The sequence below is a fragment of the Pacificoceanicola niger genome, from assembly GCF_048553275.1.
Taxonomy (GTDB): Bacteria; Pseudomonadota; Alphaproteobacteria; order Rhodobacterales; family Rhodobacteraceae; genus Pacificoceanicola.
The window spans coordinates 66,614-85,330 of the sequence record NZ_JBLZMW010000007.1 but is presented as its reverse complement, the minus strand read 5'-3'; the positions used below and the strand labels follow the sequence as shown (position 1 = coordinate 85,330).

The following is an 18,717-nucleotide window of genomic DNA, read 5'->3' as shown; positions in this document are numbered from 1 at the left end:
CAAGGGGGAGGGCGTGGAGCTGACGCGCGTGCGTCACTCTACGACGCGATATTCCACGACGTTGGTTTTCAGCACAGCGTTGAAATTATCGTCGGAGATCATGGTTAGGCGGATGGCGCCGGAAGGGTCGCGCCAAGTGGCGATGCCTTCGAGATTGTCGTGCTGCCAGAGGCCGGTTTCCAGCAGGGTTTCGTCGGCAGTGATACGGTTCTCCTCGAATGAGAACCGGCGGATGCGGCTGCGGAACCCCCAGCCGGAGAACACCCGTTCGAGCGTGTAGAGCTTTCCGTCCGGACCGAAATCCGCGCCGACCATGAGAAACCCGCCGGATCGCGGCAGATCAAACCGGTGGTGCCACGTGCCGTTCTCCAAACGCCAGACGGGGAAGGGGCGGTTGAGCGCGCCAGAGCGTTCGGGAATGGCGACCAGCCGCCCCTGCGGATCCATGGCCAGTGCCTCAAGGCCGGAGTTGCTCTGCAGGCGCTTGAAGGCTGGGGAGGTGAGCGTTTCGACGGCCTTTCGCGGGCTGTCATAGCCCCAGATCAGGTTCAGCCCTTCGAAGGACACGTAGAGCCGACCGGAAGAAGAGACAGCAAGCCCCTCCGGATCGTAGCGTTCCTTTGGATGCAGCTTGCCCGACGTGTCGCGCAGCATTTCGGGCTTTGTGGCGGTGATGCCGGCAATGCGGCCCGTGTCCGGATCGCGGATGAATTGGCCAAACGTGATTGGCCCACGGTCGGAGACGGCCGTGAAGCGCTGGCCGTCATCGCTGACTTCGATGGCGGAAAACCCGCCGGAGCGGTGTTCGGCCGTGGGCCATTGGAAGCTGCCGAAGTAATCAAGCTGTGCGTCTGCGGCGGCGGCAAGGCCGGGCAGGCACAGCGCGAGCGCAAGAAGCCCGCGGACCGGCATCAATCGTTGCATGGCACAAAGATCACTGTGCGGAGAGCACGGCGGCGCATTGGTTCGGCAGGTCCGCCATTGTCAACTCGCGGCGCGGCTTGGGCGGCGGCGCGTTTGGATCCGGCGGGGGCGGGTTGAGGATATTCCTCACCCACTGCTCTGCATCGGCGCAGCCATCGCCCGCAGGCGGCGGGCTTTGGTCGACACAGCTTTTGTCGCCTTTCGGACAGTTCAGACGAACGTGGAAATGATAGTGGTGGCCCCACCAGGGGCGAATTTTGCGCAGCCAGGCGCGGTCGCCCTTCTCATCCTTGCACATTTGCACCTTGGCGCCTGGAAAAACGAAGATGCGCGCGACCCGGGGGTCGGAGGCGGCGGCCTTGAGAATTTCGTGGTGGGCGCGGGTCCAGTTGTTGTTGGTATAGGCGCCGGAGGAGCGCCGCATGGAAATCGACGAAATGTTCTCGCGCTGCGCGGCCGTAAGGGTGAGGTCGTCGGCGGGCAGCATCCAGATATCGGCATCAAGCCCGGTCTGATGGCTGCGGTGGCCGGTGAGCATCGGTCCGCCGCGCGGCTGGCTCATATCGCCGACATAAAGACCGTTCCAACCGGGTTGCCCGGCGGCCTTGCGGCTCAGGTCCTGGATATAGTCGATCAGTTCCGGTTGTCCCCAGTTGCGATTGCGCGACAGGCGCATGGCCTGCCATGTGGGGCCGGTTTCCGGCAATTGTACCGCTCCGGCCTGACAGCCCTTGGCATAGGAACCGATGGAATGTGGCGATTGCGGCGAGCCTGTGGATTTGGCCCCGAAGAGTTGCTTGGCCTGTTTGGAGGACAGCACCGGGTCAAGCTTGACCGTTGCCATGCGCTCGCCGGAAATGTCGCGACCACCGCCACCGGAGCAGGCGGCCAGGGTTGCGATTAGAAAAGCTGAAAGGACTGCGCGTCTCATGCGGATCGTTCTCCGTCTGGTTGCACCCAGCGTAGCAGAAAAAGCCCGATCAGGAAAAGGAAGATCACCGGCAGAAATGCAAGTTGGTTGGAATTCGTGAGAATGCCGAAAACGGTGATCAAAGCAGGAGCAAGAAAGGCAGTGGCCTTGCCCGCGAAGGCAAAGAGGCCAAAGGCCTCGCCCGGGTGTTCGGGGTCCGTGTGGCGGACCATCATGGAGCGCGAGGCGCTGTAGAGCGCGCCGCCCGCGCCACCGATGGCCGCGCCGCAGAGATAGAAGAGAATGTCGGGAACGGCGGACCCTTCGGCCAGCGGAATGCCGAAGACATGCTCGCGCGACATGCCGACGATGATGCTGCCGACGCCGATAAGGACCCAGATGCAGGCCTTGATCACCGGGCGGGGGCCGAACTTATGGTCGGCAATGCCGCCGATCCAGCTGATTATGGCGGCAGCGATGGCGGCGATGATGCCAAAGACGCCGATCTGGATGGTCTGCCAGTCGAGCACCTGCCGGGCATAAATGCCGCCGTAGGCATAGAGCGCGGTGAGCGCGTCGCGATAGAACAGCGAGGACAGCAGGAAGGCGCGGGTGGATGGCTTCTTGCCGACACGGCAAATGGAAATCCAGAGGTCGGCCAGAACGGCATTGAAGCTCGGGCGTTGGCGTTTGATCGCCGGATTGTCGCGACTCCACAGGATGAACGGGATCAGGAAGACGGCGAACCAGAGCGCGATGAACGGTCCGACAAAGCGCGTGCCTTCGCGGGTTTCAGGATCGAGGCCGAACGCCGGGGCGAGGTCGATCAGGGTCTTGCCGGTCTCGTTCTCGGCAAAGAACAGCAGCATGAGAAACAGCGAGACCACGCCGCCCCAGTAGCCAAAGGCCGTGGCGGTTCCGGATATGCGCCCTACCTCGTCGTTTGTGCCAAGGTCTGGCAGGAAGGCGTTATTGAGGTTGAAGGCCATTTCCGAGAAGACAAAGCCGGTCCAGAAGGCGGCCAGCATGAGCATGAGGTTGCCGCCGTCCGGGGTCAGGTTCCACAGCATCGCGGCGCAAACGATGGCGAGCAGAGAAAACAGGAGGATCCAGGGGCGTTTGCGCCCCGCCGCATCGGCCCAGGCGCCGAGGAAAGGCGCGGTGAAGGCGATAACAAGCCCGCCGATGGTCTGGGCCGATGACCACATGGTCTGGGCGTCGACCTTGGCATCGGCGAGATCAGCGCCCTGAGCGACAAGCGCATCGGTGGCGACGGCGGCGAAATAAGGGGCGAAAATGAATGTCAGCCCGAGGGTGGCATAGGGCTGCTGCGCCCAGTCGAAGAACATCCAGCCCCAGATGCGTTTTCGGTTCGGTAAAGTCGCCATGAATGCCCCCATCTGTCCGGGGGGATATGACAGCGCGGCGCAGGAAAGGGCAAGCCCTGCGCGCCGCTTGGCGTATCGGTCGGGGGTGTGCGGCGTGTTGAACAGGGGCTTGTCCGTCCGAGGGGCCTGCTGTGTCGACGTCTTCAGGCAAAAGGCCCCGGACCATCTCCGGGGCGCTTTGGTTTCAAATCGCTGTCAAGAACAGGGGTCCCTGTCGGTGCCGGGTTATTTGATCCCGTACCGCTTTTCGTCGATCTTGTCGCCGACGCGGGCCAGCGCCGGGTCCACCCTGCGCGCCCAGAAGCGATTCCAGCGCACGCGGATCGCCCAGAACAGGGCAAAGAGGGTCACCAGGATGATGATGTTCAGCCAAGGGATAATGCGCACGTCGGGCGTGTCCACCGGGCGCACCGAAATGGCGTTGGGGAAAATTGTCATGAATTCGTTGCGCCAGCCGTAGTGTTTGATCACCGCCCACTGCGGGTTGTCGGCGGTCGAGCGCAGATCGGCGGCCTCCGCCTGCAGGTTCGAGGTGTCGAACTTGAAGTACGGCGGCCAGCCCCAGCCGGTGTCCTCGTTGCGGTAGACCATGACGTCGCCGTCTTCCTGCCGGGTCTGGATGAAAAAGACATCGCGGTTTGGCACGGTGCCATCGGTGCCCACGTCCGCCTGCGCCCAGAACCATCTGTTCTCGCCCGGATCAATGCGTTTTTCATAGGTGTCGGTGATGCGCGCAATGTCATGCTGCGGCAGCGTGTAGTGCAGGAAGGCTGCGACCAGCAGCCAGAAGGTCGCGATGAAGACCCATTTCACATAGACCATTCCGGCCCCCTTAGTGGAAGTTCGTCAGATAGATGATAGTGCCGATCACGAGGATTGGAACCACGTAGACCCCAAGGATCAGCTTGCGACGCAGCGATCCATCATAATCGCGCAGCCCGTCTTCGACATAGGTGTCCCGATCGCCTTCGCGGCCCTCATCGTTCCATTCGTTGATCAGCCGGGCGCGGCGCACACGGCGCGACCAGATGGACAGGGCCACGTAGACCACCGTCAAGGCCGCGAAGCCGACCACCAGAAGCTGAATAAGCGCGAACATGTGAGCCTGATCCCTTTGCTATCCCCTGACGGGTTGCGGGGTGAAAATCAAGGGCTTCGCGAGGATCACCAGATGTTGTGCCGCCAGCGGCGCGGCGCGGTGGCAACGGTGATGCCGACCATGGGCACCCACAGCAAGGCGGACTGCAGCCCCACGCCGGTCATGTGACGCACGCCGCCGGCCTCGCCGAACACGGCGTCCAACGGCGCGCCGCGCCAGTGGTAGATCAGCATGAAGAGCACAGTGGCGAGTGCCCAGAGAATGAAGAAGGAGATAATGGCGTTGAGAGCGAGACCAAACACGGTCTCCGGCGTGAGCCGTTCCAGGGCGCGCGACACCAGCACAGCGGTCAGCATCAACAGGGCGGCGGGTATGGCGAGGCTGATCAGCATGGTTCCAGATTGCCGGGTTTTCAGACTGCGTCAACAACCATGAGGCGCTGGACATGGGGTTGTCGGGAATTCCCCACTTGCTTCTGACACGGGCCTTCGCACAGGGTGCAATCATCAAAATGAAAGGAGATTTCATGACCCGCATTATAGCCCTCATCGCAGCCCTTGGCGCGGCCTCCCCAATCCTGGCGGATGAGGTGACCGATACGTTGAAATCGGCCATGACCGCCTATGAAGAGGGGGACATTCAATACGCGCTCGATGAGCTCGAATTCGCCAAGCAAGCGCTCCTGCGGATGAAAACCGACAGCCTGGGCGCCTTCCTGCCGAAGGCTCCTGACGGATGGAGCGTCGAGGTGAATTCGGACATGAACACGGGCCTCGCCATGATGGGCGGCGGTGTCGGTGCCGAGGCCAACTACACCGGTCCGGATGGTCAGGATATCAAACTGACCTTGATGGCGGACAATCCGATGGTGGCGTCGATGAGCGCGATGGTGACGAACGCCGCCGCCATGGGCATGAAGGTCGAACGCATCGGGCGTCAGCGCTTTGCCGTGCAGGATGGACAAATCCTGGGTCTGATCGGTAATCGCGTTCTGGTCCAGACGGAAGGTGAGATCGAAATGGCCAAGACCTTGCTCGAGACCATGGATTTCGCGGGTCTGGCCAACTTCGGCCTCTGAGGCGACAGCGAAAGACCGTCGCGGGCCGATCAGGCCCGCGAACCCCCGCAACCGGCGTGGATGCGGCGTCACGGCGGCGGGCAGGAGCCGAGGCAGCCTGAAAAAGCGGTGCCTCGCGCCCGGCTTATTTGTTTCTGATACCGAAGTAAGGGGCGGGGCCGCGCACAAAAGTCAAACTTGTCATTCCCGGCAAAGGGCGGAGCCCGCCAACGCAGGCAGGCTCTCCTCTTTTGTCAGCCGACCACGTTGAACCCCGGCCCGTAGGGGTAGCCCGTGATGTTTTCGTTGCCTTCCTTGGTGATGACAAGGATGTCGTGCTCGCGATAGCCGCCTGCGCCGGGGTGGCCCTCCGGAATGGTCAGCATGGGCTCCATGGAGATCACCATGCCGGGCTCAAGCACGGTGTCGATGTCTTCGCGCAACTCAAGTCCTGCCTCGCGGCCATAATAATGCGACAGCACGCCGAAGGAATGTCCGTACCCAAACGTGCGATATTGCAGCAGGTCGCGCTCCGCAAAGAAGGCGTTGATCTGTTCGGTCACGGCGGCGCAGGAGACACCGGGTTTCAGCAGGCTCATGCCATACTCATGGGCGGCGACGTTGGCCTCCCAGATCTTCAGGGAGGCCGTGTCGACCTCTCCGACAAAAAGCGTGCGTTCCAGCGCGGTGTAATAGCCTGAAATCATCGGGAAGGTGTTCAGAGACAGGATGTCACCGCGCCGCAGTTGCCGGGCCGTGACAGGGTTGTGGGCGCCGTCGGTGTTGATGCCGGACTGGAACCAGACCCAGGTGTCGCGATATTCGGCATCGGGGAAACGGCTGGCAATTTCCCGCTCCATGGCATCGCGGCCCGCCATGGCGATATCAATCTCGCGCGCACCTTCCCGGATCGCATCGCGAATGGCATAGCCGCCGATATCGGCAACCTGGGCCCCATGCCGGATAAGGGCGATTTCCGCAGGGGATTTATGCATCCGCTGCCGCATTGTGACAGGCGCGATGTCAAGCGTAACAGAGGGCTTCAGAAAGTCCTCCAGCAGGTCGCGTTGCGTCAGGGTCAGATGATCGGCCTCGAAGCCGATGGCCTTGCCCGTGCCGATGACCGAGGCAATGGCCCGCCAGTAGTTGTTCCGCTGCCAATCGGTGTAGGTGATGTTGTCACCATGACTGCGCCGCCACGGCTGTGCCGCGTCGATCCCGGCGGAGATGGTAACACTGTCGGTTTCGGTGACGACAAGCCCGTAGGGACGACCGAAGCTGCAATAGAGAAAGCCCGAATAATAGGCAATATTGTGCATCGAGGTGAAGACGCAGGCGGCGACACCGGCGTCCTCCATGGCCGCACGCAACCCGGCAAGACGTGCGTCATATTCCTCGGAGGCAAAGGGCAAGGTTTTCTGCCCTTGGTGAAAGCGGTACTGTTGGGGACGTTCCATGGTTATGAACCCTCCTTTCGCGACGGACCCGGCCCGCCGCGTGGCAAAGCAAGGTCCCGGCGTGCAGGACGGAAGCGGGCTTGAAAACATGACGACGCCATCGTCAGCCCATGACAGCAGATAGCGCTGGCCCGGGCGTTTTGGCAAGAGCTCTTTGGACGGCGCACTCTGTGTGTGCCAGCTTTCCGTCCCAAAGCGCATCGCTGTCGTAGGGCGGGGTTTTACCCCGCATCCCCGGCCGGTTTGAGCCAAAGCTTGTACTGCAGGCGCGCCCCGTTCTTGCGGGCCAACTGGATCTTGCGGCGCAGCAGGTCCATGGCGCGTGAGGGATCTTCATGGTCGAGCCAGTTTTCGCCCGGATGATCGGCACCGACGATTTCCCATCCGATGTCGGAGACGGGCTCGCGGAACTGCGGTGTCACGGCCTCCATCAGGGCGACACCTTCGTGCGTGACCAGCGCATGACGCGCAAGGGCCTCCGCTTCATGCGCCCAGAGCCATGGCGAGCCATCGCCGGTCCGAGCCTGTGCGGCCCACGCGTCGAGCACATCGCGCGGCAGCAGCGGTTCCGGTGCAAGAAAATCGTCACTCAAAGCGGCCATCCTCCGGCTTTCAGCGCGGCGCGGATGCGGGCTGGCGCATCGGGGCGGCTGTCGTCGATGGCCATATCTCGGAAGAACCACCAAAGAAAGGCGGCGTAGTCGGGGCGCATCTCCGGCGCGCGGGAAATTGCCTCCTGCAGACCGAGATCCGCGACGTTGGCGGCGATGTGGTGAAAGTCGATCCGGCCAAAGAGCACGGCGGGTTTTTCCAGAAAAAATCCACGCAGCGCGACGGATGAGTTCATCGTCGCCACATAGTCGCAGGCAGGCAGCAGGCGTTCCGTTTCGCCGGTGCCATAGCTGAAGCGGGAAGACGTCGCGAGCCGGTCCAGCGCCGCGATCTCCTGCGGGCCATAGCGTTCCTTGGGGTGCAGCGTTGCATGAACTCGACGTTTCGGCTCGTTGTGCAGCAGCGCCTCCAGCATCTGGATGGGCGTGCAGGTCTGAAAGCTGCGCCGTTCGAGCAGGCGTCCCTGCAATGCCGCAAGCACAAAGCCATCCCGCGTGGGCCGGGCGAGGCCTGCGAGGTGCCTGTGGCGCATGTTTGCGACAAAGCGCTGGGCTTTGTGGGGTTGGATCGTGGCCGGATTGAAGCGCGCTTTGGCCACCGGCCAGTTCCACCGCTCCGCAACCCGTTCGATATGCCAGAACGGCGGGAAATACGTCCGCCGGAACGTCAGCCCGTTCGCGTTGGGCGGAGCGATCATCCGCACGAGGCTGTAACCGGAGCGGCCCCGCGCCTCGCGCAGTTCCTCGGGCGTGTCGCCGCGCAGGTAAACCTCCCAGCCCTCGCTGCGCAGCAAGGTGACGAGAGTCGTCAGAAACCCGCGCCGCCCGGCTTCCACCCGGCGGCGCAGGTCGGGATAGAGATAGAGCCGGGCGATGCGCGGCTCCGTCATGTCAGACACTCATGCAGAGGTATTTCATTTCGAGGTAGTCCTCGATGCCGTGACGGCTGCCTTCGCGGCCAAGGCCGGACTGTTTCACACCGCCAAAGGGCGCGACCTCGGTCGATATGATGCCTGTGTTGATGCCGACGATGCCATACTCCAGCGCTTCTGCGACCTTGTACACTCGGCTCAGGTCCTTGGCATAGAAGTAGGAGGCGAGGCCAAAGATGGTGTCATTGGCCATCTCGATCACCTCGTCCTCGTTCTCGAACTTGAACAGCGGCGCGAGCGGGCCGAAGGTTTCCTCGGTGGCAAAGGTCATGTCCTGCGTCGCGCCTGTGACGATGGTCGGGGGCAGGAAATGCCCGGCGCGGTCCATGGGCGTGCCGCCACCGAGGATGACCTTGCCGCCCTTGGACGTGGCATCGGCGACGTGTTCCTGCACCTTGTCGATCGCGTCCGCGTTGATCAGCGGGCCAAGGTCCGTCCCGTCCTCAAGCCCGTCGCCGACTTTCATCTCGCTCACCCGCTTGGCCAGCTTTTCGGCAAAGATGTCATAGACGCCGGCCTGCACGTAAATGCGGTTGGCGCAAACGCAGGTCTGGCCGTTGTTGCGGAACTTGCACAGGATCGCGCCCTCGACGGCGGCGTCCAGATCGGCGTCGTCAAAGACGATGAAGGGCGCATTGCCGCCCAGCTCCATGGAGCATTTCATCACCTGATCGGCGGCCTGTTTGAGCAGGATGCGGCCCACTTCGGTGGAGCCGGTGAAGGTTAGCTTGCGCACCTTGGGGTTCTCGCAGAATTCCTTGCCCACTTCGGAAGACGAGGAGGAGCAGACCACGTTGAAGACCCCCGCGGGAATGCCCGCACGCTCGGCCAGAACGGCCATTGCCGTTGCCGAGAGCGGCGTTTCCTTGGCCGGGCGCGCGACGAAGGCGCAGCCTGCGGCAAGGGCGGGCGCGGCCTTGCGGGCGATCATGGCGTTGGGGAAATTCCACGGTGTGATGGAGGCCGCAACGCCGATGGGCTGCTTGATCACGGTAATGCGCTTGTCGCGCTGGTGGCCGGGGATCGTCTCTCCGTAGACGCGCTTGGCCTCTTCACCAAAGAACTCCACGAAGGACGCACCATAGGCGACTTCGCCCTTGGCCTCGGCCAGCGGCTTGCCCTGTTCGGCGGTCATGATGATGCCGAGATCGTCCTGATTGTCCATCATCAGATCGAACCATTTGCGCATCACGGCGGCGCGCTCCTTGCCGGTCCATTTGGCCCAGTCCTTCTGGGCGGTGTAGGCGGCGTCGATGGCGCGGGCCACCTGTTCGCGGGAGAGGTCGGTCATCTGGGCGATGACATCGCCGCGCGCGGGGTTGGTCACGTCGAAGGTTTGCGCGCCTTCGATCCATTCGCCGTTCACGTAGGAACGCGGCTCCAGAAGGCTCGGGTCCTTGAGGAGGCTTTTGAGGTCTGTTGCCTGATCGAGCATTGGATTTTCCCTGAGTCTGACATAAGTGGATGCCCGCCGATGCGGTCTTGGCAAAAGGCAGAGCATTTGCTGAGATGAAAGTATAGAGCTTCCGGAGGGAATTTCATGGAGCTGGACGACGCATACGCCAATGCCCCCTATATCGAGGGTGCCGCGGACTACCCGCCCCGCTGGGCCGAGGCCGCCGATGCATTTCGAAAACGGATGTCGGTTCTGGGCAAGGCGCGGCTTGGCGTGATGTACGGGCACGGCACGCGGCAGGCGATGGATCTGTTCCTGCCGGATGGGACGCCGAAGGGGTTGCTGGTGTTTGTGCACGGCGGCTACTGGATGAAGTTCGACCGCTCCGATTGGTCTCATCTGGCAACGGGGCCGCTGGCGCAGGGGTGGGCGGTGGCGATGCCGTCCTATGATCTGTGCCCGCGGGTGCGGATCTCCGATATCACCCGGCAGATCGCGAATGCCGTAAGCGTTGTGGCGCGTGAAATCGACGGGCCGGTGCGGCTGGCCGGGCATTCGGCGGGCGGCCATCTTGTGGCGCGGATGGCGGAGCCGGGCGTTCTGCCGGATGCGGTGCGCAGCCGGATCGCGCGGGTCATGCCGATCTCGCCGGTGGCGGATCTGCGGCCCCTGATGAAGACCTCGATGAACCGGGATCTGAAGATCGACGAAGCAGAGGCCGAGGCCGAAAGCCCGTTGCTGCATGAAGCACCGGGGGTGCCGGTGACGGTTTGGGTCGGCGCGGATGAGCGGCCGGCCTTTGTAGAACAGGCCGAGGGGCTGGGGCAGGCTTGGGGCTGTGAGTGCGTCGTGCAGCCAGGCAAGCATCACTTCGACATCATCGACGCGCTGGCCGAACCGGAAAGCGATATGGCGGCGAGGCTTTTGGGTTGACGGTTTCGCCGGGCTTGCGCCCGGCGACCGAAGACGCGCCCTGACGGGCGCGGCGGGGGCTCTGCCCCCGGACCCCCGAGGGTATTTTGAGACCAAAGAAACGCGGGCGCGCGTCTGCCTCGGCGTGGCGTGGCCGGTGTCTAGACGCGTTCGATGGCCAGTGCGATGCCCTGGCCGCCGCCGATGCACATTGTGATCAGCGCGCGTTTGCCGCCCGTGCGTTCCAGCTCGTAAAGTGCCTTGACCGTGATGATCGCACCGGTCGCGCCGACCGGGTGGCCAAGCGCGATGGCGCCGCCATTGGGGTTCACCCGTGCAGGATCGAGGCCGAGCTCTTTGCTTACCGCGAGCGCCTGCGCCGCGAAGGCCTCGTTGCTTTCGATCACGTCGAAATCCGCGCCGCTGAGGCCGGTCCGTTCGAACAGGGCGCGGCAGGCAGGCACCGGGCCGATGCCCATGACCTCCGGACGCACACCCGCGTGGGCATAGCCAAGGATACGGGCGCGCGGTTTCAACCCTGCGCGCTCGGCTGCCGAGGCGCGGGCAAGGACCAGCGCAGCGGCCCCATCGTTGATCCCCGAAGCGTTGCCCGCCGTTACGCTGCCATCCTTCTGGAAAGCGGGGCGCAGACCGGCGAGGGCCTCCGCGGTGGTGGCCTTGGGGTGCTCATCAGTGTCGAAGGCGACCATTTCGCGTTTGCGCCGCACGTCGACCGGGACGATCTGCTCGGCGAAACGTCCTTCGGCAATGGCCTTGGCGGCGCGTTGCTGGCTTTCGAGGGCAAAGGCGTCCTGTGCGGCGCGGCTGATGTCATGCTCGCCCGCGACATTCTCGGCGGTGATGCCCATGTGGCCCGTGCCGAACGGACAGTTGAGCGCGCCGAGCATCATGTCGAGCGTGCGCACGTCGCCCATCTTCGCGCCCCACCGCTGATCGGGGATGATGAACGGGCTGCGCGACATGTTTTCGGCACCGCCGACAAGCGCGAAATCCGCGTCGTCCAGCATCAGCGACTGCGTGCCGGACACGATCGCCTGAGCGCCGGAGCCGCACAGGCGGTTGACGTTCATCGCCGGTGTGCTGTCCGGAATGCCCGCCTGCATGGCGGCCACGCGGCTCAGGTACATGTCCTTGGGCTCCGTATTGATGACGGTGCCAAAGACCACATGGCCGATCTGGCCGGCTTCGACCCCGGCACGGTCCAACGCTGCCCTGGCGACGATGGCGCCGAGTTCGGTGGGCGGTGTGCCAGCCAGCGCGCCGCCAAAAGTGCCGATGGCGGTGCGCGCGCCGCTGAGAATGAAGATGTCTTCGCTCATGATTTCCTCCCTCAGGAATGCTGTGGGCACTATGAAAGCCCAGTTCCGACTTGTCAGCCTGAACGTTCCGTCATGGTTTTGCGCATTCTGTGTTAGGCTGATCTGACAGGATGCACAGGGAGAGACAAAATGGGTGCGACACTTCAGGTTATTTACCCGGCAACCGAGGGCAGCCGGTTCGACATGGACTATTACACCGAAACGCATTTGCCGATGGTCGGCACACATTGGGGGCCATTGATCGCAAGCACTCTTGTGACCAGGGGCCTTTCTGGTGGGCCGGACGTGCCTGCCGGGTTTCACGTCATCGCGAGCATAGTCTTCAAGGATGCCGATGCGCTGAAAACGGCGCTTGAGACAGGCGGGCCGCTGATCGAGGACATCGCGAATTTCACGGATTGTCCGGTGCAGATGCTGATTGGTGAAGCGATCGGATAACGGCGAGGGACGCCCGCGAGGCGCCTGTGGCCTCGCTTGACACCGCGTCGTCCCCGGAGCAGCGTGATGACATGATCCTGCCCTCCGTCATTGATGCGATTGGCGGCACGCCGCTTGTCGATCTGTCCCGGGTGGTTGCGCATCTCGGGCTGGAGGGGCGCATTCTGGCCAAGCTGGATTACCTCATGCCCGGCTTCTCCAAGAAGGATCGCGCCGCGCGGGGCATCATCGAGGCTGCGCAGGCGGATGGATCGCTGTTGCCGGGGCAGACGGTGGTCGAATTGACCTCTGGCAACATGGGGACCGGACTTGCCATTGTCTGCGGCGTACTTGGGCATCCTTTTGTGGCGGTCATGAGCGCCGGAAATTCGGTTGAGCGCGCACGTATGATGCGGGCGCTTGGCGCCGAGGTCGTGATCGTGCCGCAGAACCCGGGTGGCACGCCGGGGCAGGTCTCCGGTGCCGATCTGGCGTGTGTGGAGGCGGCGGCTCAGCGGATCACGGCGGAGCGCGGGGCCTTTCGCGCAGATCAATTCGCCCATGCGGCCAATCCGGCGGCGCATGAAACCGGCACGGGGCCGGAAATCTGGGATCAGTCCGACGGTGTGGTCACCGCCTTTTGCGACTTTGCGGGGTCGGGCGGCACGCTCGGTGGGGCGGCGCGGTTTTTTGCGCGGCATGGGGTGCGCTGCTATGCGGTTGAGCCGGAGGGCGCAGAGGTGATCGCCGGCGGGCGGAGCGACCGGCCCGATCATCCGATTCAGGGGGGCGGCTACATGATGGCGGATCTCGACCATCTGCGTGGCGCGCCCTTGGCGGGACATGTGACAGTCAGCGGGGCGCAGGCCCGCCTGCATGCGCGCCTTCTAGCACAATGCGAAGGGATTTTCGGGGGCTATTCGTCCGGGGCAAATCTTTTTGCCGCCGCCGCGCTGTTGCGTGAGAGAGAGCGCGGCGGCTGCGTGGCAATCGTTATCTGTGACAGCGGGTTGAAGTACCTGTCCACCGACTTGTGGGACGACTGACAGGGCCGCATAGGGTCGTTACCGCGGGATGCTCCGGGCGCTGATCGGTTGCCGGGGCGTTGGACCGGTCCGGCGCGGCCGAAACTTTGCGACCAGCCGCATCAGAAGGGGTGTCGGGGCCGTGTACGGCCCCGTACCGCGATTTGGAACGTGCGGTTCCGTGCCCATATCGCGATATCGCAGGACGGGGTCATTCCATGTCTTGGGTTTGTGAGCATCGAAGTCTGACATGGCCGCACTTTGCCGCGCACCACTTACCAAACACTTAATGAATCCAGTCAGTCCACAGCTTTTTGCGAGCGGGCGGCGCCTTTGTCCGGGATCGGCGTGTCTTCTGTGCCGCCGAGCATTCGAACCTCGCGCTGCGGGAACGGAATCGCGATGTCATTGGCCTGAAACGCATCCCAGAGCGCAAGGTAGACATTACCACGGATATTGGTCAGGCCCCCGGTGGGGTCACTGATCCAGAAGCGCAGGATGTAGTCCACAGAGCTGTCGCCAAATCCGACGATGTGACAGACGGGCGGCTTGAAGCTGAGCACTCGGTCCACGCTTTTTGCGGCCTCGATGGCGATCTTGCGGACCTTGTGCGGATCATCGCCATAGGCCGTGCCGAAATAGATGTCGAGCCGGACGAATTCATTGGAATGGGACCAGTTCACCACCTGCCCGGTGATCAGATCCTCGTTCGGGATCAGGTATTCCTTGCCGTCGCGGGTGACGACAGAGACGTAGCGAGCGCCAAGGCTCTGAATCCAGCCAAAGGTCTCGCCAAGGCTGATCACGTCGCCCGGTTTGATGGATTTGTCGAGCAGGATGATGATGCCGGAGACAAGGTTTGACACCACCTTCTGCAGGCCGAAGCCAAGGCCGACGCCGATGGCACCGGAGAGGACGGCGAGGCCGGTGAGGTCGACGCCGACGAGTTTAAGCCCGATGAAGAAGGCGCTGCCGAAGAGCACGACCTGAAGGAACTTGATCGCCAGCACCTGCATCGAGGGGCTGATGTCCTTGTTTCTGCGAATGCTGGCCGCGCTGGAGCTGGCAACGATGCGCGCCACGGTGATCAGCAACCCAAGCAGCACCACGGCCTTTATCATGATCCAGAGGGAAAGGCGGGACTCGCCGATAGTGACGGCGATCGAATCGAAAACCGCCTGGGTTTCGTCGGTGACGCCCAGAATCGACAGCGTAACCCAGGTCCAGGCCCCGTAGCGGACAAGCCCGCGCACAAAGGCATTGGAGATCAGGCGTGTGGCAAAGGCGATGAACAGCCACGCGGTGGCGAGATTGGCAGCAATGGCCAGAAGATACGACCGCGAGGGCCAGGTGATCTCCCGCATCAGCCAGACGATCAGCCAGATGCCGAACACGAAGAGGATCATACGCAAGCGGCGCTGCACGATCAGGCCAATGCGCAATTGCCACTTTGACCATCCTTCGCGCGCGCGCAGCCAATCGCCGACTTTCGGTCTCAGCCAGAGCGCGGCGAGATGGACGCAGGCGAAGAGGGCGAGAATGATGACAAGTTGGTAGCCGATCCACGGGCGGAACAGGCTGCCGACAACGGCTTCACCCTGATCGATCAGGCTTCCGACCTGTGCCTGCAGCGGGCCGAGGGCCTGTTCGAGTGATGTCTGGTCTGGTTCCATGCCCGCTCCGTTTTCTGGGATGGTACACCGGAGAGACCATTGGGCAAGCGTCCCGAGGCCTGCGGGCGTCCGCTGTCATTGTATTGAAACGGATGGGGCGGTGATGGCCTGGCCTTGTTCGGCGTGCACGGTCAGCGCCGCGACGCCCAGCACCGCGATAAGGATCACGTTCACGATGTTGAGGGGGCTGCGCATGTGTATACCCATTGGCCCGGTTGACAGATGGGACAAAAGAAGGCTTCCGAAGCGCCTTTTCAAGAGGACAAAACCGCCGCACCCCTCTGCCAGAAGGTCGCAGGGGGCGGCGCTTGGGGCGATGCAGTGGTCAATTAAGAAAATTGCCTCCCTCGAAACTATCCGGCTTCCAAAATAATTAATGCCGTGCAAAAAAATGAAGGTTCTTATCCCGAGACTACTCCAAAAAACTGTCGTTCACTGATATTCAAGAAAGTTGACTACATGGTTCGTTCTCTCTCTCTCGTCGCGGCCCTTCTCATTGCCTGCGTCAGCACCCAATCCTCCGCCGCAACTCTGGTCACCGATGGCGGTGGCTTTCTGACCGGCGCGAACGGCGTTGCCTTCAACGGTGTCAGTTACGACGTTTCCTTCCTCGACCTGAACTGCACGGTGGACAGCTGCGCGACACCCTTCTCGAACACTGGTACCGCTCCCACCACGCTGACCCTGTTTGCCCAGGCATTGCTGGATCAGGTCTTTGCGGCCGGAAGCTTCTTCGATTTGAACACCCAACTGATCCGTGGGTGTGAAGGTACCACCTCCCAATGCCAGATTCATATGGGGGGAAGCACCACCCTAAGCGGTGTTCGGGCGACCGTCATCGAGGGCGCTGTGACGAATGTGGTGTCTAACGTCAGCGCAATTAATATGAATACAATTCCTTTGAACTATATGACGATCGCGCGCGTCGATCTTTCCGCGGCGTCCGCAGTGCCGCTGCCCGCATCCTTGCCGCTGCTGGCCGGTGGCCTCGGCCTCATTGCCGCGCTGCGCCGTCGCCGCAAGGCCTGAGCGCATCGGCCATTTGGACCGAAAGGCCGTCCGGTTTGGGCGGCCTTTTTTGATTCGGCTATCGGAAGTTGATTGCCCTGCGCGGATTGCAATTCCAAATCGGCACGATTTCGATGATGGCGCTGAATTTCGATCGGGAATGTCGTTTTTTCTACGCCTCAAACATATTCCTGCTAAGTTTAGTTATCCTTTCCGCCAGGCGTTCGGTTCCGGATCGGCTCGAAGATTAACGATGATTTGACCCCGAAAGACCAAACCATGCTCCGATTGCTCTCCCTGCTCGCCGCGCTGACCTTTTCCGGCCTCGCCACACAGACTTCTGCCGCCACAGCGGTCACGAACGGGAGTGGAGCGCTGATCGGCGCGACCGGGGTCGAATACAATGGCAAGTTTTATGACGTCTCGCTTGAGTCAGGAAGCTGCATCGATGTCTTCGGCAGCTGTGCGGTGGGAGATACATTCCTGTCATTCGACGATGTTACGTCTTACCAGTTTGTGGGCGATTTCATCACTCAGGTTATTGCCGGCACTGTTTTCGATGCTGACCCATTCCTGATCTCCGGCTGCAGCTCAACATCGTGTTCGTATTTTTTGCCTTACAGGGTATCGGATCAGGGCAAAGGAAACTTCGCCGTCGACGCTTCGCGTTGGAACATCCGGGCACCCGCCGTGAGCTCGGACAGTGCGAGCTATGGTAGGTATGCGGGCACGCCAAGTTCGACCAATTTGTACATGGTGGCGAGCTATGCCAGCACCGCCGAGGTGCCGCTGCCCGCTTCGTTGCCGCTCTTGGCCGGTGGGCTCGGCCTGATCGCTGCGCTGCGCCGTCGTCGCCGCAAGGCCTGAGCGAACCGCGGCGATCAGACGCGAAGGCCGCCGGATCCTGGCGGCCTTTTGTGTTTCTGGGCCGACGCGAAGCATACCCTTGATAGACTCAGTCAAAGGGCGTATCTGCGAGGCTATGAGCAAGATCATCAATCTCGGCGACCGCGCCCGCCTGCGCGAACGCTTTTACGGTGCGACGCACACCGTGCTTGCCCGCCTATAAGGCGCGCGGACGTGCCTGCACGTCTCTGTCACCTGCCTTATTGCCAGCTTTACATCACAAAACGGGAGTGGACCGATGTCCCCCAAGACGCTCTATGACAAGATCTGGGATGCGCATGTCGTATCCGAAGACGCGGACGGCACCTGCCTCCTTTATATCGACCGCCATCTGGTCCACGAAGTGACCAGCCCTCAGGCTTTCGAAGGTCTGCGTATGGCGAACCGCAAGGTGCGCGCGCCGGATAAGACCATTGCTGTTCCGGATCACAACGTGCCGACCACGGCAGGCCGCGAAGATCCCAAGAACATGACCGAAGATTCGGCGATTCAGGTCGCCGCGCTCGACAAGAACGCCAAGGACTTCGGCATTCATTATTACCCGGTGTCCGACGTGCGTCAGGGCATCGTGCACATCGTTGGCCCGGAGCAGGGCTGGACCTTGCCGGGCATGACGGTCGTCTGCGGCGACTCGCATACCGCGACCCACGGCGCATTCGGCGCTCTGGCGCATGGCATCGGCACGTCGGAGGTGGAGCATGTGCTCGCCACGCAGACGTTGATCCAGAAGAAGTCCAAGAACATGAAGGTCGAAATCACCGGCAAGCTGCGTCCGGGTGTGACCGCCAAGGACATCACCCTCGCCGTGATCGGCGAGACCGGCACCGCCGGTGGCACTGGCTATGTCATCGAATATTGCGGTGAAGCGATCCGCGATCTGTCGATGGAAGGCCGGATGACGGTCTGCAACATGGCCATCGAAGGCGGCGCGCGCGCCGGCCTGATCGCGCCGGATGAAAAGACATTCGAGTATGTCAAAGGCCGCCCGCACGCGCCCAAGGCAGGCCAGTGGGAAGCCGCCATGGATTGGTGGAAGACCCTCTTCACCGACGAAGGCGCACGTTTCGACAAGATCGTCACGCTCAAGGGCGAAGAGATCGAGCCGGTCGTGACCTGGGGCACCTCGCCCGAGGACGTGCTGCCGATTTCCGCCGTGGTTCCCGCGCCGGAAGACTTCAAGGGTGGCAAGGTCGAGGCCGCCAAGCGCGCGATTGAATACATGGGCCTTACCCCGGGCCAGAAGCTGACCGACATCGAGATCGACACGGTCTTTATCGGCTCCTGCACCAATGGCCGTATCGAAGACCTGCGCGCCGCGGCGAAAATCGTCGAAGGCAAGAAGATCAAGGTTGGCCGCGCGATGGTTGTGCCGGGCTCCGGCCTCGTGCGGGCGCAGGCGGAGGAAGAAGGTCTCGACAAGATCTTCACCGACGCGGGCTTTGAATGGCGCCTCGCGGGGTGCTCCATGTGCCTTGCCATGAACCCCGATCAACTGTCCGAGAACGAGCGTTGTGCCTCGACCTCGAACCGCAACTTCGAAGGCCGTCAGGGCTACAAGGGGCGCACGCACCTTGTCTCTCCGGGCATGGCTGCAGCTGCTGCGCTGACCGGCAAGCTCACCGACGTGCGCACCCTGATGACCGAAACCGCAGCCTAAGGAGC

19 protein-coding genes are annotated in these 18,717 nt (G+C 62.5%); 7 read left to right on the top strand and 12 right to left on the bottom strand.

Going from position 1 to position 18,717, the window contains the following annotated elements; translation table 11 throughout:
• Nucleotides 1-33: 33 nt before the first annotated feature.
• The 6 genes from ACN2XU_RS10925 to ACN2XU_RS10900 all read right to left on the bottom strand — a co-directional run bounded on the left by ACN2XU_RS10925 (nt 34) and on the right by ACN2XU_RS10900 (nt 4,713).
• Nucleotides 34-924, bottom strand: a complete 891-nt coding sequence (locus ACN2XU_RS10925; protein ID WP_419410472.1) for an esterase-like activity of phytase family protein — start codon at nt 922-924, stop codon at nt 34-36.
• Between the two features lie 10 nt (nt 925-934).
• Nucleotides 935-1,768 carry a penicillin-insensitive murein endopeptidase gene (gene mepA, locus ACN2XU_RS10920; protein WP_419410581.1) on the bottom strand — a complete coding sequence of 278 codons (834 nt, stop codon included), beginning with the start codon at nt 1,766-1,768 and terminating at the stop codon, nt 935-937.
• Between the two features lie 83 nt (nt 1,769-1,851).
• Nucleotides 1,852-3,222: an MFS transporter gene (locus tag ACN2XU_RS10915; RefSeq protein ID WP_419410471.1), complete on the bottom strand. Its 1,371-nt coding sequence runs from the start codon at nt 3,220-3,222 to the stop codon at nt 1,852-1,854.
• A gap of 225 nt (nt 3,223-3,447) precedes the next feature.
• The gene (locus tag ACN2XU_RS10910) at nt 3,448-4,044 is read right to left on the bottom strand and encodes a DUF1523 family protein (protein WP_419410470.1); all 597 of its coding nucleotides are present in this window, start codon (nt 4,042-4,044) and stop codon (nt 3,448-3,450) included.
• A 10-nt stretch (nt 4,045-4,054) separates the two neighbouring features.
• The gene (locus ACN2XU_RS10905; RefSeq protein ID WP_419410469.1) at nt 4,055-4,321 is read right to left on the bottom strand and encodes a hypothetical protein; all 267 of its coding nucleotides are present in this window, start codon (nt 4,319-4,321) and stop codon (nt 4,055-4,057) included.
• Nucleotides 4,322-4,386: 65 nt separating this feature from the next.
• Complete coding sequence (locus ACN2XU_RS10900) at nt 4,387-4,713, bottom strand: hypothetical protein (protein WP_419410468.1); 327 nt, start codon at nt 4,711-4,713, stop codon at nt 4,387-4,389.
• 134 nt (nt 4,714-4,847) lie between these two features.
• Here ACN2XU_RS10900 and ACN2XU_RS10895 point away from each other — a divergent pair, with 134 nt between their 5' ends.
• Complete coding sequence (locus tag ACN2XU_RS10895; RefSeq protein WP_419410467.1) at nt 4,848-5,399, top strand: hypothetical protein; 552 nt, start codon at nt 4,848-4,850, stop codon at nt 5,397-5,399.
• 233 nt (nt 5,400-5,632) lie between these two features.
• Here ACN2XU_RS10895 and ACN2XU_RS10890 read toward each other — a convergent pair whose 3' ends face one another.
• From ACN2XU_RS10890 to ACN2XU_RS10875, 4 genes are all read right to left on the bottom strand, one after another.
• A complete protein-coding gene (locus ACN2XU_RS10890) occupies nt 5,633-6,835 on the bottom strand; it encodes a M24 family metallopeptidase (RefSeq protein WP_419410466.1) in 1,203 nt (400 codons plus the stop codon).
• A gap of 221 nt (nt 6,836-7,056) precedes the next feature.
• Nucleotides 7,057-7,428, bottom strand: a complete 372-nt coding sequence (locus ACN2XU_RS10885; protein WP_419410465.1) for a hypothetical protein — start codon at nt 7,426-7,428, stop codon at nt 7,057-7,059.
• Nucleotides 7,425-8,336, bottom strand: coding sequence for a hypothetical protein (locus ACN2XU_RS10880; protein WP_419410464.1), 912 nt, complete (start codon nt 8,334-8,336; stop codon nt 7,425-7,427). Before ACN2XU_RS10880 ends, ACN2XU_RS10885 begins: the two co-directional genes overlap by 4 nt.
• A 1-nt stretch (nt 8,337) precedes the next feature.
• Complete coding sequence (locus ACN2XU_RS10875) at nt 8,338-9,813, bottom strand: NAD-dependent succinate-semialdehyde dehydrogenase (protein ID WP_419410463.1); 1,476 nt, start codon at nt 9,811-9,813, stop codon at nt 8,338-8,340.
• Nucleotides 9,814-9,918: 105 nt separating this feature from the next.
• Here ACN2XU_RS10875 and ACN2XU_RS10870 point away from each other — a divergent pair, with 105 nt between their 5' ends.
• Nucleotides 9,919-10,707 carry a hormone-sensitive lipase gene (locus tag ACN2XU_RS10870; RefSeq protein ID WP_419410462.1) on the top strand — a complete coding sequence of 263 codons (789 nt, stop codon included), beginning with the start codon at nt 9,919-9,921 and terminating at the stop codon, nt 10,705-10,707.
• A 140-nt stretch (nt 10,708-10,847) separates the two neighbouring features.
• On the opposite strand, the gene ACN2XU_RS10865 is transcribed toward ACN2XU_RS10870, so the two are convergent.
• Nucleotides 10,848-12,026: an acetyl-CoA C-acyltransferase family protein gene (locus tag ACN2XU_RS10865; protein ID WP_419410461.1), complete on the bottom strand. Its 1,179-nt coding sequence runs from the start codon at nt 12,024-12,026 to the stop codon at nt 10,848-10,850.
• 129 nt (nt 12,027-12,155) lie between these two features.
• Between ACN2XU_RS10865 and ACN2XU_RS10860 the strand changes: the two genes are divergently transcribed.
• Both ACN2XU_RS10860 and ACN2XU_RS10855 read left to right on the top strand, forming a co-directional pair.
• Nucleotides 12,156-12,464 carry an EthD family reductase gene (locus ACN2XU_RS10860; RefSeq protein WP_419410460.1) on the top strand — a complete coding sequence of 103 codons (309 nt, stop codon included), beginning with the start codon at nt 12,156-12,158 and terminating at the stop codon, nt 12,462-12,464.
• Nucleotides 12,465-12,490: 26 nt separating this feature from the next.
• The gene (locus ACN2XU_RS10855; RefSeq protein WP_419410459.1) at nt 12,491-13,489 is read left to right on the top strand and encodes a PLP-dependent cysteine synthase family protein; all 999 of its coding nucleotides are present in this window, start codon (nt 12,491-12,493) and stop codon (nt 13,487-13,489) included.
• A 278-nt stretch (nt 13,490-13,767) separates the two neighbouring features.
• On the opposite strand, the gene ACN2XU_RS10850 is transcribed toward ACN2XU_RS10855, so the two are convergent.
• Nucleotides 13,768-15,141, bottom strand: coding sequence for a mechanosensitive ion channel family protein (locus ACN2XU_RS10850; RefSeq protein ID WP_419410458.1), 1,374 nt, complete (start codon nt 15,139-15,141; stop codon nt 13,768-13,770).
• Between the two features lie 459 nt (nt 15,142-15,600).
• Between ACN2XU_RS10850 and ACN2XU_RS10845 the strand changes: the two genes are divergently transcribed.
• The 3 genes from ACN2XU_RS10845 (at nt 15,601) to leuC (ending at nt 18,712) form a co-directional block, all read left to right on the top strand.
• Entirely contained in the window at nt 15,601-16,170 is a 570-nt protein-coding gene (locus ACN2XU_RS10845; RefSeq protein ID WP_419410457.1) for a VPLPA-CTERM sorting domain-containing protein, read from the top strand.
• A gap of 258 nt (nt 16,171-16,428) precedes the next feature.
• On the top strand, nt 16,429-17,016 hold the full coding sequence (locus ACN2XU_RS10840; RefSeq protein ID WP_419410456.1) for a hypothetical protein: 588 nt from the start codon (nt 16,429-16,431) through the stop codon (nt 17,014-17,016).
• 277 nt (nt 17,017-17,293) lie between these two features.
• Complete coding sequence (gene leuC, locus ACN2XU_RS10835) at nt 17,294-18,712, top strand: 3-isopropylmalate dehydratase large subunit (RefSeq protein WP_419410455.1); 1,419 nt, start codon at nt 17,294-17,296, stop codon at nt 18,710-18,712.
• Nucleotides 18,713-18,717: the final 5 nt, after the last annotated feature.

Excerpts from the sequence above, each read along its gene's own strand:
- ACN2XU_RS10925 (WP_419410472.1), bottom strand. The coding sequence starts at position 924 with ATGCAACGATTGATGCCGGTCCGCGGGCTTCTTGCGCTCGCGCTGTGC.
- mepA (WP_419410581.1), bottom strand. The coding sequence starts at position 1,768 with ATGGCAACGGTCAAGCTTGACCCGGTGCTGTCCTCCAAACAGGCCAAG.
- ACN2XU_RS10915 (WP_419410471.1), bottom strand. The coding sequence starts at position 3,222 with ATGGCGACTTTACCGAACCGAAAACGCATCTGGGGCTGGATGTTCTTC.
- ACN2XU_RS10910 (WP_419410470.1), bottom strand. The coding sequence starts at position 4,044 with ATGGTCTATGTGAAATGGGTCTTCATCGCGACCTTCTGGCTGCTGGTC.
- ACN2XU_RS10905 (WP_419410469.1), bottom strand. The coding sequence starts at position 4,321 with ATGTTCGCGCTTATTCAGCTTCTGGTGGTCGGCTTCGCGGCCTTGACG.
- ACN2XU_RS10900 (WP_419410468.1), bottom strand. The coding sequence starts at position 4,713 with ATGCTGATCAGCCTCGCCATACCCGCCGCCCTGTTGATGCTGACCGCT.
- ACN2XU_RS10895 (WP_419410467.1), top strand. The coding sequence starts at position 4,848 with ATGACCCGCATTATAGCCCTCATCGCAGCCCTTGGCGCGGCCTCCCCA.
- ACN2XU_RS10890 (WP_419410466.1), bottom strand. The coding sequence starts at position 6,835 with ATGGAACGTCCCCAACAGTACCGCTTTCACCAAGGGCAGAAAACCTTG.
- ACN2XU_RS10880 (WP_419410464.1), bottom strand. The coding sequence starts at position 8,336 with ATGACGGAGCCGCGCATCGCCCGGCTCTATCTCTATCCCGACCTGCGC.
- ACN2XU_RS10875 (WP_419410463.1), bottom strand. The coding sequence starts at position 9,813 with ATGCTCGATCAGGCAACAGACCTCAAAAGCCTCCTCAAGGACCCGAGC.
- ACN2XU_RS10870 (WP_419410462.1), top strand. The coding sequence starts at position 9,919 with ATGGAGCTGGACGACGCATACGCCAATGCCCCCTATATCGAGGGTGCC.
- ACN2XU_RS10865 (WP_419410461.1), bottom strand. The coding sequence starts at position 12,026 with ATGAGCGAAGACATCTTCATTCTCAGCGGCGCGCGCACCGCCATCGGC.
- ACN2XU_RS10860 (WP_419410460.1), top strand. The coding sequence starts at position 12,156 with ATGGGTGCGACACTTCAGGTTATTTACCCGGCAACCGAGGGCAGCCGG.
- ACN2XU_RS10850 (WP_419410458.1), bottom strand. The coding sequence starts at position 15,141 with ATGGAACCAGACCAGACATCACTCGAACAGGCCCTCGGCCCGCTGCAG.
- ACN2XU_RS10845 (WP_419410457.1), top strand. The coding sequence starts at position 15,601 with ATGGTTCGTTCTCTCTCTCTCGTCGCGGCCCTTCTCATTGCCTGCGTC.
- ACN2XU_RS10840 (WP_419410456.1), top strand. The coding sequence starts at position 16,429 with ATGCTCCGATTGCTCTCCCTGCTCGCCGCGCTGACCTTTTCCGGCCTC.
- leuC (WP_419410455.1), top strand. The coding sequence starts at position 17,294 with ATGTCCCCCAAGACGCTCTATGACAAGATCTGGGATGCGCATGTCGTA.